This window comes from Streptomyces sp. NPDC001843, from assembly GCF_042891955.1.
Lineage (GTDB): Bacteria > Actinomycetota > Actinomycetes > Streptomycetales > Streptomycetaceae > Streptomyces.
In genome coordinates, this window is sequence record NZ_JBIATQ010000025.1 from 73,481 (window position 1) to 86,122 (window position 12,642).

The window sequence follows — 12,642 nt, forward strand, 5'->3', positions numbered from 1 at the left end:
GCCGCACAGCACCGGTGCTCAGCGCGGCCCCAACTCCCTTACGAGCGCCTGCTCAAGCGGCGTCAGCGGTACGTTCCCGCACAACCGCTCCGGGTGGCCCGGGGCCGGCCCCTTCAGCGGGCCGACCGGTTCCCGGGGCGCGGCGTGCCGGAGCGCGCCGACCGTCCCCTCGGGCTCGGGCCCGGTGTAGAACGTGCCGTACACGACCATGGCACGGTAGATCTCGCGCAGTACACGGCGCGGGCGCAGCAGCTTCCACACGGCCGGCCTCCTCGAGTTGTCGCGGCGACAGTCATCCACGCCACCTTCCGGCGCAGCGACGGAGAAACACCGCAGATCCGCTCGAGCTCCAACCCAGCCGCACTGGGCGCCGCCCGGATCCCCACCGGACGCACACCGGACCGGAGCCGGACCCGCGTCGGACGCACGCCGGGCCCGCCCACGACCCCCGCTCGACGGGCTCCGACCGCTCGCGGCCCCTACCGCCCGCCCCCCGGAACCACCCACGGCCGCCGCCCGCTCCCGCGCAGCTCCTCGTACCGCGCCACCAGCGACGACACGGCTCGACGGCGCATCCGGGCCACAGTGCCCACGCCGTCCGCCGCTGCCAGGTCCAGGCCGCGCGCGGACGGTAGCGGCAACCCGCCTGTTCAACTGCGCCCGCGCTTGCGCACTCGGACATCGGGCCCGCCGGTTAGATCGAAGACACCGTGCCATGCGAACCGAGAGAGGGCTCCATGACCCACATCGTCCATCCCGGGGACCGGCCCGAGGGCCGCCGCGGCTTCGAGATCGTCCTGTCGACCAAGATGACCGACGGAGCGGCTTCCCTGGTGGAGACCCACCAGGGACCGGCCTGGTCCGGCCCGCCGCTGCACACGCACGCAGAGTCCACGGAGACCTACTTCGTCGTCTCCGGCAAGCTGCTCGTCCAGCTCGACGACGAGGTCGTCGAACTCGGCCCGAGCGCCATGGCCCACATCACCAGCGGCACCCGGCACACCTGGGCGACCCCGCCCGGTGAGGGCGCGCACTTCCTGACGCTGCACATGCCGGGCGGCTACGAGAACTACCACCCCACCGCGCTGCAGGCCGAGAAGGACAACGGCGGCCCGCTGACCCAGGAGGACCTCTTCAAGATCGCCGCCCGGTTCGACTGGCGTCCGGCCGGCGACCAGCCGATGCGTCTGACCCCGGACGGCCGGCTGGTCCCGGCCGCGCAGGCCGACGACGAGGCCGCCCGCCTGCGCGAGGAGTGGCTGAAGGCCAACGGTAAGCCGGTCGAGGTCCAGCCCATCCACGAGGACGGCTTCTACGACAAGGCCGGCCAGAACGCCTGATCGCCCCAGCCCCACAAGGAGCACCCCGTGAGCGACCTGAAGATCGCCGTCATCCTCGGCAGCACCCGTCCCGGCCGCAATGGCAAGGCCGTCGCCGACTGGGTCATGGACCAGGCTGGCGCCCGCACCGCCGCCGAATACGAACTGATCGACCTCGCCGACCATCCGCTGCCGTTCCTGGACGAGCCCGTCCCGCCGGCCCGCGCCCGGGGCCAGTACCAGAACGACCACAGCAAAGCCTGGGCCGAGACGATAGCCGCGTTCGACGGCTACATCTTCGTCACCCCGGAGTACAACCACTCCGTCCCCGCCGGGCTGAAGAACGCCATCGACTACCTGTGCGTGGAGTGGCACAACAAGGCTGCCGCCTTCGTGTCGTACGGCACTCTCGGCGGCGCCCGAGCCGTCGAGCACCTGCGCGCCATCGCCAGCGAACTCCAGATGGCCCATGTCCGCCAGCAGTTGTCGTTCTCGATGTTCACCGACTTCGAGCACTGGTCCCTGTTCAAGCCCGGCGAGCAGCACGACGAGTCCGTGCCGGTCATGTTCGACCAGCTGGAATCCTGGGCCCGCGCACTCAAGACCGTCCGGTCGTGAAGACCGCGCGGTGAAGGCCGTGCGGCCCTGAGGGTTCCAGGTGCCCCGGCATCGAGCCCGCACCGTGCTCGAGAGGCTCGACGCCCACCGGAGTCCTCTTCGCGCGCCTCTCGACGATCACTCGAACCCCCCGCCCCCGACCGGCACCGTGCACAGGCCCCCACTGCCGCCGTGAGCCGGTGCCGACGTCGGTGTCCACCAGGGACACGGGATCGGAGACCTCAGGCACGGCCGGACCCTGGCGCGATCACCGTCGCACCCGCACCCGCTGGCGCCCCGCACCGGGTGGCGAAACCCTGCCGTCCGCACGGCCGCGCACCGCATGATGCACTCACAACTCACTGGAGGGGGACGGCAGATGAGCGTGGAGGCACCTGCTGTGGGCGGGGGACACGGCCACGCCGTGGTGATCGGCTCCAGCATCGCGGGGCTCACCGCGGCGCGGGCCCTGGCCAACTTCATGGACCGGGTCACCGTCATCGAACGCGACCGGCTGCCCCGCGGACCCGGGCGGCGCCGGGGCGTCCCCCAGGCACGGCACACGCACACCCTCGCCGCCGCCGCCCACCAGGGCCTGGAAGAGCTGTTCCCCGGCATCGGCCGGGACCTCACCGACGCCGGAGCGGTCCGGGTCCGGATGCCGCAGGACATGCTGCTGCTCGGCCCGGGCGGCTGGCTGCCTCGGTTCGACAGCGGACTGTCCGTGCTGAGCGCCGGCCGCGACCTGATCGACGCCGTCTTACGCGACCGGCTGCGCGCCGACCGTAAGGTGACCTTCCTGCAGGAGCACGAGGTCGTCGCACTGGAGCCCGGCCGCCACGACTCCGTCGTCGGCGTGTGGGCACGCCGCCGGAACCGGCGGGCGCCCGCCGGCTGGGATCCACAGCGCCTGATATCCGCCGACTTCGTGGTGGACGCCTCCGGGCACGGCTCCCGAGCACCCCAGTGGCTGGCCGAACTCGGCTACCGACCGCCCTGGGAAACGGTGTCGGGTACCCGGACGACGTACGCCTCCACGATCTTCGCACCACCCGTCGGGCACGTCGCCGACTGGAGCAGCCTGCTGATCATGGGCGCACCCGGCGATCCGCGCCAGGGCGTGCTCAACCCCGTCGAGGGCGGGCGCTGGTCCGTGACCTTGTACGCGGGTGACGGCACACCACCACCCGCCGACCACGCGGAGCTGCTGCGTGCCGCCGGCGCCCTGCGTCACCCGCTGCTGCGCGACGTCATCCAAGCCGCCACACCGCTCAGTCCGGTCTACGGCTGCCACCGTCTCCAGAACCGCTGGCGCCACTACGAGAAGCTGCGCCGCTGGCCCGACCAGTTCCTCGTCGTCGGCGACGCCTTCGTGGCCCTCGACCCCGCACACGGCCACGGCATGACCCTCGCTGTTCAGTCCGCCCTCGTCCTCGACGAGTTGCTGACCGGCCACGGCACCGTCGTCGGCCTGAGCTACCGGCTGCGCCGGGCCCTCGCCCACCGTCTGACTCCCGCCTGGCAGGCGAGCACCCGGAGCCTGGGCGCCGCGGTGCTGGACCAGGAGGGGCCGACCGGGCTGCGCGCCCAGCTCGGCAGCCGGTACGCGGCCCGGATGGCCGCCGCCGCGACCACCGACCCGCGGGCGGCCACCGTGCTGCTCGAACGCCTCCAGACGGCCGCCGCCCCGCCCGCCGCTGTGCTGCGGCCACGGCGGTTGCGGGACGTGTTCCGCGGCCCCGGCGGCCCGGTCCGCACCACTCCGCCCAGCGTCACCCACGCGGACGCGCGGTCCCGCCGCTCCGCGGTGCCGGCCGTACCCGCCATCGGGGTCTCCATCGGTGCCGCCCGTTCGGCAAGACGTGTGGAAAGGTACGCCCCCTCTCGAACCCCAGAAGGGTGACCATTACCCTTTCCGGCATGAAAACAATGGAGCAACAGGCCTCCATGACAAGCGACTTGAGATCCAAAAAGCGGTCGCTCACCATCAACTGGCCTGAAAACTACGGCCTGTTGTCCAAAACGAGAATCGATGCGCAGGTACACCGCTCGCAACTCGCTCGAGTGTTAGTCGAGTTGCGACCGTGGACAGACTCGAAAGCGGTTGTCCGGCCGTGCCGCACGTCGATACCGTTCCAGCTGCTTCACGGCACGCGAGGGGAGAGCGCGCGGGGATGAGCACGACCGAAAAGGCGCCACAGGGCGAGCGCGGCAGGGCGCCACAGGGCGAGCGCATAGCCGACTGGATGGACGGGCGGCTCGCCATCTACAAATGGGGCAAGCTGACCCGCAAGGTCTTCCCCGAGCACTGGTCGTTCATGTTCGGTGAGATCGCGCTCTACAGCTTCATCATCCTGCTCGTCACCGGTGTCTGGCTCACCCTGTTCTTCACGCCGAGCATGGCCGAGACCGTCTACCACGGCTCGCACGCCCCGCTCCAGGGTGTCCGGATGTCCGAGGCCTACGCCTCCACAGTCAAGATCAGCTTCGAGGTGCGCGGCGGCCTGTTCATCCGCCAGCTGCACCACTGGTCGGCCCTCACCATGGTCGCCGCGCTCTGCCTGCACACGTTGCGGCACTTCTTCACCGGCTCGTTCCGCAAGCCGCGCGAGGTCAACTGGCTGATCGGCTACGTGACCCTCATCCTGGCCATCCTGGAGGGCTTCGTCGGCTACTCACTCCCCGACGACCTGCTCTCGGGCACCGGTCTGCGCATCGCCGAGGGCGTCACCCTCGCCATCCCGCTGGTCGGCACGTACCTCCAGATGTTCCTGTTCGGCAGTGAGTACCCCGGTCACGACATCGTGTCCCGCTTCTACAGCATCCACATCCTGCTGATCCCGGGCGTGCTGGTGGCCCTGGTCACCGTCCACCTGATCCTGGTCTTCTACCACAAGCACACCCAGTTCCGCGGGGCGGGCCGCTCCGAGAACAACGTCGTCGGCCAGCCCCTGGTACCGGTCTACACGGCCAAGGCCGGCGGCTTCTTCTTCATGGTCTTCGGCGTGCTCGCGGTGATGGCCGGAGTCGCCCAGATCAACCCCGTGTGGACGTACGGGCCCTACCGCCCCGATCAGATCTCCCAGGGCTCCCAGCCGGACTGGTACATGGGCTTCCTCGAAGGCGCGCTACGGGCCATGCCCCCCTGGGAGTTCGCCGTCGGTGGCTACACCGTCAACCTCGGCGTCCTGATCCCGGCCGTCGTCCTGCCCACGATCATGCTCGTCGTCCTCGGCGCCTGGCCGTTCCTGGAGGCCTGGATCACCGGGGACAAACGCGAGCACCACCTCCTCGACCGGCCGCGCGAGCAGCCCGCCCGCACCGCGTTCGGCTGCGCCTTCATCGCGTTGTACCTGGTGCTGTTCTTCGGCGGCGCGAACGACGTCCTGGCCGAGCACTTCCACCTGTCGCTGAACCAGATCACCTGGTTCGTGCGGATCGGAGTGTTCGTCGTCCCGGCGGTGACCTACATCGTCACCAAGCGGATCTGCCTCGGCCTGCAACTGCGGGACCGCGACAAGCTCCTGCACGGCCGCGAGACGGGAGTGATCAAGAGGCTGCCGCACGGAGAGTTCATCGAGGTCCACGAGCGGCTCGACCGCGAACGGGAATACACCTTGCTCTCCCGGGAGATCACAGAACCGCTGCCGGCACCCGTGGCGGAGAAGGACGGCGTGCGCAACCCGGACCTGCGCAAACAGTCGCTGCGCCAACGGCTGCACCGCTGGCTGTACAGCGGCCAGATCGCGACCCCGACCCCGCGGGAGCTTCGGCAGGCCCTGGATCACGGCCACTCGCCCAACGGCCACTCGCCCAACGGTCACTCGCCCAACGGCCATCTCCCCGGCCGGCGCGGCACCGTCGAAGAGCATGGACAGGCCGAAGAAGTGCACTGACCGACAACCCGACCCGATACGCACCAGGGGCGGCGCGGCTGACCAGGGGACGGTCGCCGCGCCGCCGCTCCAATGGAACAGCACCACCGACCAGGGCACGTGCGGCCCAGATGATGGCCTCCTGCTCGGCCGGTGGGTCGAGGCCGCGGACGTCCCGCAGGGCGATCTGCGCCTCCCAGCCGACCACCATGGTCAGGGCCGAGATCAGTCGCGCGAAGGACTCCTCGCTCTGGGTGCTGCGGAGCGGTTCACAGGCCTGCTCACAGTGTCCGGATCAGGTCTTCCACCCGGCCCGCGGCGTCGTCGGCACCCGCGGAAGACGGCAGTTTCGGGCGCGGTCCACGGTCGTGCCCACTCCGCCCGCACGACCCGCTCGGCAGCCGGACGGCGGCTCCAACCGCCCTCAAGGGTGAGCTGGTTAGTGCAGAGGGCGGTACCGTCGCGCCGTACCGGGCCGGCGAGCGCGGACTCCACTACAGCGTCGAAGCCCATGTCACGGACGTGGGCTTCGACGGCGGCTTGGTGCAGTGTCGGGACGGACCAGGGATCCGGCCGTACGGACGTTGGCGGTCAGAGCACTCGCGTAGTGCCGGTGGAGGGATTTGTAGACCGCGATGAGGTCGGCGAGCGTGGTTTTTCCCGGCACCGGGTTGCCGACGACCACGACCGGCCGCTGCTGGTGCACGGCCCGACGCGTCGTCGCGGGGAGGATGACCCGGTCGATGTCGACTCGTTGTCCCGGTCTCGTCAACGAGTCCTCCTGATAGGCGATTGATGTGCCCTGCTGGGCAAGATCATCTACTCCAATAGTCTGAGCGGGTTAAATAAGTGGGTTAAATCTTAGGGGTAGGGCTGCTAGTCTTCACGATGGAGGTAGACGCCATGGCAACCGAGGAAGAGCTGTTCGCGAACATCGACGCCCTGCTGGAAGAGGAGCCGCAGCTCCCGCCCCCGGCAGAACGCGCCCGGCTCCGCGAGGCCGCCGGCATCACCCAGGCCCGCCTCGCGCAGGCCTTGAAGACGACGACGCAGACGGTCAAGAACTACGAGAACGGCCGCACGGAGCCACGGTCGCCGCGCCTGGAGGCGTACCAGCGGCTGCTGAACGGCTGGGCGGCGAAGTACCCGGCCCCCGGCTCTCCCGCCGCAGCCCCGGTGCCCGCTCCGGCCCCCGCCCCCCAGGCGGAGCCGGTTCCGCAGACGTTCACCGTCCCGGCCGCGCCCGGAACGCCCGCGGAGGGGGAGGCTTCCGCCACCCAGGCCGCCCCGGAGCGCCCCACCCGTCCGGCGACGTCGCGCCGCCCGGCCGCGAAGCCCGCCGTCGACTCGCGGTTCCCGCACGGCCCGCTCGCCGTCCTGGACGGTGACGGCTCCGCGTACGGCGTCGGCGGCATCGTGCTCGACTGCCCGGCCACCACGGTGCCGGAGCTGGTGGAGTGGACGCTGCGCGAGTCCGGTCTCGGTGCCGCCAAACTCAACCGGTACGGCAAGGACTCCGACCCGCTGATCGTGCTCACGGCCGCGGCCGCGGTGAAGCTCGGGCTGCCGGAGCGCCTGGAAGGCCACGAGCAGCGTCGCTCCCTGCGCCTGCCGGAAGACCACCCGGTCGTCAAACAGGTGGCGAAGGCGAAGTGGCAGCTCACGCAGCGCGGGTTCGGCCCGTGGGCGCGGATCTACCGCAAGGCGCAGGGCCGTGAGCGGCAGTGCGTGCAGCTGGCGATCCTGTCATGGGACGCCCTCGATGAGCGGTCCTGGCCCGGCGTTGCCGAGATGGAGCCGGCCGACATCGCCCGCGTCCTCGGGGTGTACGCCCAGCGGGTCATCACCCCGCGCGGCTCCACCGCCGTGTCCGGCCTAGAGCTGATGACGGCGCTGCGCCCGCCGACAAAGGCCGTGCAGGACCCGCAGACCGGGAACTGGGTGTCCGGCTACAACCCGGGCTCGCTGGGGACGGAGCCCATGGACCCGGCGCCGCCGGAGGCCACCCCGGAGCACCCCGTGGTCGTGAACTCCGGCTGGACCGGCGGGTTCCTGAACGAAGAGGCGTACCAGTGGGTGCGGTCGGTGGACCTGCTCACCGATGAGGAGTGCACCCTGCCCTTCGTGGTCGGCCTCGACTTGAACACCGCGTTCCTCGCCGCCGCGGCCCGCCTGGTCGTCGGCCTGAGCGCGCCGGACCACTTTCACGCCCCGAAGTTCAACCCGAAGCTCCCCGGGAGCTGGCTGGTCGACCTGTCCCACGTCGAGCTGGACCCGCGTCTGCCCTCGCCGTTCACGCCGGACGGCACCCGTCCGACGGGTCCGGCCTGGTACCAGACACACACCGTCGCCTACGCTCAGGAGCTCGGCTACGACGTGCACCCGATCGAGGCGTACCTGCGCCGCGAGACCGGCGCGTACCTGGACCCGTGGCACGACCGGCTGAAGACGGCGTACGTCGACACCCTCGCCGACCTCGGTGTCACCCGGGACCTGGACGACCGCGCGTTCCTCGCGGCGATGGAGCGGCACAAGCAGGTCGACCCGGCCCTGGCCGCTGTCCTGTCCGCCATCAAGGCCACGGTGAAGGGCGGCGTCGGCAAGCTCCGCGAGCGCCCGCAGGGCAAGTCCTACAAGGAGGGCGAGCGGTGGCCGGCCCTTCAGCGGCCGACCTGGCGCCCGGACATCCGCGCGGCCGTCATCAGCAAGGCCCGGGTCAACATGCACCGCAAGCTGCTGAACATGTCGCGGATGACGGGCCTGTTCCCGCTCGCCGTGCTGTCCGACTGCGTCGTCTACCCCTCGCCGGGTGACAGTCCGCTGGACTTCCTGCCGTACGCGGCCTCCGGCAAGCCGCAGCCCGGAGGGTTCCGCCTCGGGCCCACGCCCGGCCTGGCGAAGCTGGAGGGCGTCCAGTCGATGCTGTGGGCGGTCGACCTGATGGAGAAGGGGCTCAACCCGGCCCGCCACATCAAGGGTGGCGACGCTGTCCTCGAGGACGGGGAGTAGGCCGTGACCGCCAACACCGGAACGCCCTCGTTGGAGGCCGGCGCGGAACTGGAGCGGACGCTGGACCGCCTGGAGGCGCGCGCATGAAGGCCCTGCAGCTCTCCATGCGCACCCGCTGCGGATCGTCTCGGTTCGAGCTGTGGCGGCATGACCCGCGCGAAACGCGCGAGACCTGGTTCCGGCTGGTCGACCCCGCCGGCCAGGACCCCACCCCCGAAGGGAGCTGAGCACCACCGTGGAGATCCACGACGCGATCGAGCGCGCCGACCGGGAGGGCTTCACCCGCGAACCGCCCAAGACCCTCAAGGGCCAGATCGGCTACCTGCTCAAGCAGTTGGGCAGCGCGAAGGCCGTCGCCCAGGAGATCGGTGTCACCGCCGACTCCGTCAACCGCTACAGACGCGGCGCCCGCAAGCACCCCCGCGCCGACGTCGCCGCGAAGATCGACGACGCCGTACGGAAGCGGTGGCAGCCGCTGGTGCGCAAGCGCCGGCAGAAGAAGGCGGCCACCAGCACCGGGATCACAGTGGAGACCCGGGCCCGGTTCGGCTACACCGCGCCAGTCGGCACGACCGACGATGGACGGTTCCGGCGACTCACCGTGCACCTCCCCCCGGAGTACGCACAGCGTCTCTTCGACGCCCGCGACGCCGGGGCCAGCGACCAGCAGATGCGCGGAATCATCGCCGAAGGGTTCAAGGAGATCTATTTCCAGGACAGCGGCGGTCGCGCTATGGGACTGTCGGACGTGGAAATCAACGACATCGATTACCTGGACCTCGACTACTAATCCGGAGCCATTCTGTGGCGCATTACCTAGGTGGGCCTTTTTCGCAGCTGGATCGCACCACCAGTCGAGCCGCTCGATGCCCCGGTGCCTGCGGCCGTGGCCGTAGTGGAGGCCGACGTCCCGAATCTACTCAACCAGCTTCGGGAGCTGCAGATGCTCGCCGCCCCCGAGTGATCTCGGCGGCCGCGGACCTGTACGAGGCGGTACGCGGCAGCGGACGCACAGTTCGAGCTGCATCTGCGCAGTCCCGGCAATGGCGGTCGTCTGTGCGACCTCGACAGCGAGGCATTCACCCACCACAGCGGGCGCGTCGACTCGGCTCTTGAGGATTTCAGCCGGGCTGTCGGAAGGCAGACGGTCTTCGACTTCACCGATCCAGGCCTGGCGAGGCTGCACCAGGATCTTGTTGATGCGCTCGGCCACCTGGCCGACGAGTTCGGCGGTACCTTCCCCCCTGAAGACTCAGACCCCCTCTCGTTCACCGAAGTTCCGCCCGAGTGGAAACGCACCGACCCACCCGCTGCTACGAGACCCTGCAAGCCCTCTCCCAAGCGCGCGAGGACGTCCTCGGCGCCTACAAGAAACTGGTGAATGCCATGAGTAGCCAGTTGCCAGAGCCGGACCCGCAGGCGCCGGTCGGACAGTCCTTCCAGATCATTGCCGGCGACAACTCGCCGATCACCATGCACTCGCCCTACGCGCAGGCCTCGCACGGTGCTACCGCCAACGCCGGGACGGTCCCGAACTCGTCTGACACCACCGACGGCCCCTGGTTCCGCAGCAACGTGTTCTGGACCGCTGTCTCGCCATCGCTGCTGTGGTCGCTGCCGCGATCGCGTACTTCGCGCTGATCAAGTGATGTGGCGGCTCAGCCGCGGCCACCAGCCGCTGGACCAGTTGGAGAAAGGTGTTCTGGATGACGCGGCACCACTCGCCGGCTTGCTTCGCCATGCGCTCATCATCCTCACGGGCGGGATCGGCGGCCGCGGGGCGGGCCTGCGGATGCGAGCGGTCGGTAACGAGCTCGCGGTGCGCCTGAGCGAGACGGTGCGGCGCCTGGACCTCGACAACCGGCAGCTGCCTATCGACCGCGGCCAGGACGAAGACTGGCGCCGGTCGCCGGGGCCGGCTGCTGCCCCGTGTGCACCCAGCCCCTGCCCGAAGCCACCCGCCGGCCCCGGAAGTTCTGCACCATCCGGTGCCGCGACCGCGCCAAGGTTCTTAGCAGTGAGAGTAGCCGCCGACGAGGGCCTGTGCCCCGTGCCACTGGATCTTGACCGTTTGCCATCGGACTTTGACGGACGCGAGTTTGTGTCATCGGAGTTTGATCACCGCAGGCCAGCGACTCAGCGCATCTTCGGTGCGCGCCGGGGGCGTGGTAAAACCCGTGGCGCGCACCTGGAGGTGGTTCTGTCTGCCCTGACGGCCATCTGCACGGGTGCAGCCTGTCGTCACCGTTCCGTCACAAGTAGTCGCCGCACGATACTCTGCCGCTCACCCACTCTGTCTGCACTCACGTACCACGACCACGCGTACCGCGGGGGCACCAACCGACGACCGAAACCCGCGGACGAGACGACTCAGGGGGACGACAGCATGCGTCACAGCATCGGCATTCGTAGGGCGGCTCTGGCGACGACGGCGGTCACGGCCGTCGCTGCGGCGGTGACCGGCATCCTGCCCGGCGCCGCCATGGCGGCGAGCACCATCAACTCCACCCCGCCGCCCGCCTGCTCGGCCTCTGCCCTCCAGGTCAGCGCCTGGCAGGCCGTCCACCGGCCCGTCGGGACCGGGACCGGGGCGGCGGTCGTGCAGTTCACCAACGTCTCCCAGGGGACGTGCGTCCTGAAGGGTCATCCGACGGTCGCGGGCGCCGGCAACGGCTCCCCCGCTCACAACACCCCGCTCAAGGTCACCCCCACCGGCAGGGCGGCCACCGTGACGGTCCGGCCGCACGGCAAGGCGTGGGTGAAGCTGACCTTCGTCCAGGTCCAGGGGGAGGCCGACGGCTACTGCGTGTCGGGCAAGGACCCGGTGACGTATCCGACGATGGTCATCGGGCTGCCGCACTCCGGGAAGCACCAGGTCGCCCTGAACGACGGGGTGTGGGCCGAGTGCGACAACAAGGTGACCGTCACCCCGGTCTCGGCGGTCAAGCCTTCCTGACCCCCCGTCCCCACAAATCGAGCAGCCTGCATGACGGTCATAAGGCTCTGACCTACACGTTTACGAGGAACCGCACATAAGTTCAGGTGAGCGACTCAGCGCACCTTCGGTGCGCTGAGTCGCTCACCTGCGGTGATCAAACTCCGCTGACACAAACTCGCGTCCGTCCTGGCTGAGGAGGCTTCGCGTGCGGCTCCGTGGGTCGTGTGGACCGTAGGTGGCATCAGCGTTGCTGTGTCTCGGGTGGTACCGGCCGTGACGCTCAACGGCATTGAGGTGTGGCCGGTGCCGGGGAATGGTTCCGCCGCAAGGCCTAGCGGCCGTGCGGCTCCGGTACCTCCGCCCGCCGAATTCTGGCTTACCCATATCGGAGCTTCCATTCTACGGCTGAGCAATTTACGGCCACGAAATAGCGAATTCTGCCGGTTAGTTTTTTGGCGGGCCGATGTAGTGCAGCCAGGACCCCCAATCACTACACAGCTTTAAAACTGTGATGCATCAGTCTGGATACGGGTTCCCTCACTCGAGTGATGCATCCTCATATCATGCCTTTGAAAGGGGGTTGACGTGTATGCTGGCTGGCTATTGGTGGACACGTCGGAGCGAGGTTCGGGTGGAGTGCAGCGGAGCCCGTCCCTGCGGTGGGGCCGGCACCCCGTCAGGCCGATGGCCCGTCACTTTCATTGTGGGTGATGGTTAGGATTCCCAAGCCCTACACAGGCGCGAGCGTGATGCACCTCCCCTTTGCCGCCAGCCCCGGCACCCGCGCAAGCGCGGGTGCCCTCGATTCGCGCTTGCGCGAATCGACGTGCTTTTAGAATTCCGCTTGCGGAATTCAATTCTCGCGTTTGCGCGAGAATATGGCGGAGCGTCAGCGGAGCCACCA

12 protein-coding genes are annotated in these 12,642 nt (G+C 69.5%); 9 read left to right on the forward strand and 3 right to left on the reverse strand.

The window, feature by feature from the left end; translation table 11 throughout:
* Positions 1–18: 18 nt before the first annotated feature.
* A complete protein-coding gene (locus tag ACFYZQ_RS38285) occupies positions 19–261 on the reverse strand; it encodes a DUF6059 family protein (RefSeq protein ID WP_389158504.1) in 243 nt (80 codons plus the stop codon).
* A gap of 476 nt (positions 262–737) precedes the next feature.
* Between ACFYZQ_RS38285 and ACFYZQ_RS38290 the strand changes: the two genes are divergently transcribed.
* The 4 genes from ACFYZQ_RS38290 (at position 738) to ACFYZQ_RS38305 (ending at position 5,812) form a co-directional block, all read left to right on the forward strand.
* On the forward strand, positions 738–1,340 hold the full coding sequence (locus ACFYZQ_RS38290) for a cupin domain-containing protein (RefSeq protein WP_389158506.1): 603 nt from the start codon (positions 738–740) through the stop codon (positions 1,338–1,340).
* A 27-nt stretch (positions 1,341–1,367) separates the two neighbouring features.
* The gene (locus ACFYZQ_RS38295) at positions 1,368–1,937 is read left to right on the forward strand and encodes an NADPH-dependent FMN reductase (protein ID WP_389158509.1); all 570 of its coding nucleotides are present in this window, start codon (positions 1,368–1,370) and stop codon (positions 1,935–1,937) included.
* A gap of 358 nt (positions 1,938–2,295) precedes the next feature.
* The gene (locus ACFYZQ_RS38300; protein ID WP_389158512.1) at positions 2,296–3,819 is read left to right on the forward strand and encodes an FAD-dependent oxidoreductase; all 1,524 of its coding nucleotides are present in this window, start codon (positions 2,296–2,298) and stop codon (positions 3,817–3,819) included.
* A gap of 271 nt (positions 3,820–4,090) precedes the next feature.
* Entirely contained in the window at positions 4,091–5,812 is a 1,722-nt protein-coding gene (locus tag ACFYZQ_RS38305; RefSeq protein ID WP_389158514.1) for a cytochrome bc complex cytochrome b subunit, read from the forward strand.
* Between the two features lie 493 nt (positions 5,813–6,305).
* Here the strand turns inward: ACFYZQ_RS38305 and ACFYZQ_RS38310 are convergent, their stop codons facing one another.
* Complete coding sequence (locus ACFYZQ_RS38310; RefSeq protein WP_389158516.1) at positions 6,306–6,563, reverse strand: hypothetical protein; 258 nt, start codon at positions 6,561–6,563, stop codon at positions 6,306–6,308.
* Positions 6,564–6,694: 131 nt separating this feature from the next.
* Between ACFYZQ_RS38310 and tap the strand changes: the two genes are divergently transcribed.
* From tap to tpg, 3 genes are all read left to right on the forward strand, one after another.
* On the forward strand, positions 6,695–8,800 hold the full coding sequence (gene tap / locus ACFYZQ_RS38315; RefSeq protein ID WP_389158519.1) for a telomere-associated protein Tap: 2,106 nt from the start codon (positions 6,695–6,697) through the stop codon (positions 8,798–8,800).
* An 83-nt stretch (positions 8,801–8,883) separates the two neighbouring features.
* Positions 8,884–9,027, forward strand: a complete 144-nt coding sequence (locus tag ACFYZQ_RS38320; RefSeq protein WP_389158522.1) for a hypothetical protein — start codon at positions 8,884–8,886, stop codon at positions 9,025–9,027.
* Positions 9,028–9,035: 8 nt separating this feature from the next.
* Positions 9,036–9,590 (forward strand): telomere-protecting terminal protein Tpg, encoded by a 555-nt coding sequence (tpg, locus tag ACFYZQ_RS38325; protein WP_389158524.1) that lies wholly within the window; start codon positions 9,036–9,038, stop codon positions 9,588–9,590.
* Between the two features lie 126 nt (positions 9,591–9,716).
* Here the strand turns inward: tpg and ACFYZQ_RS38330 are convergent, their stop codons facing one another.
* Entirely contained in the window at positions 9,717–10,013 is a 297-nt protein-coding gene (locus ACFYZQ_RS38330) for a hypothetical protein (protein WP_389158526.1), read from the reverse strand.
* 74 nt (positions 10,014–10,087) lie between these two features.
* Here ACFYZQ_RS38330 and ACFYZQ_RS38335 point away from each other — a divergent pair, with 74 nt between their 5' ends.
* Both ACFYZQ_RS38335 and ACFYZQ_RS38340 read left to right on the forward strand, forming a co-directional pair.
* Positions 10,088–10,441, forward strand: coding sequence for a hypothetical protein (locus ACFYZQ_RS38335; protein WP_389158528.1), 354 nt, complete (start codon positions 10,088–10,090; stop codon positions 10,439–10,441).
* A 745-nt stretch (positions 10,442–11,186) separates the two neighbouring features.
* Positions 11,187–11,756 (forward strand): DUF4232 domain-containing protein, encoded by a 570-nt coding sequence (locus tag ACFYZQ_RS38340; protein WP_389158531.1) that lies wholly within the window; start codon positions 11,187–11,189, stop codon positions 11,754–11,756.
* The last annotated feature ends 886 nt before the right edge of the window (positions 11,757–12,642 follow it).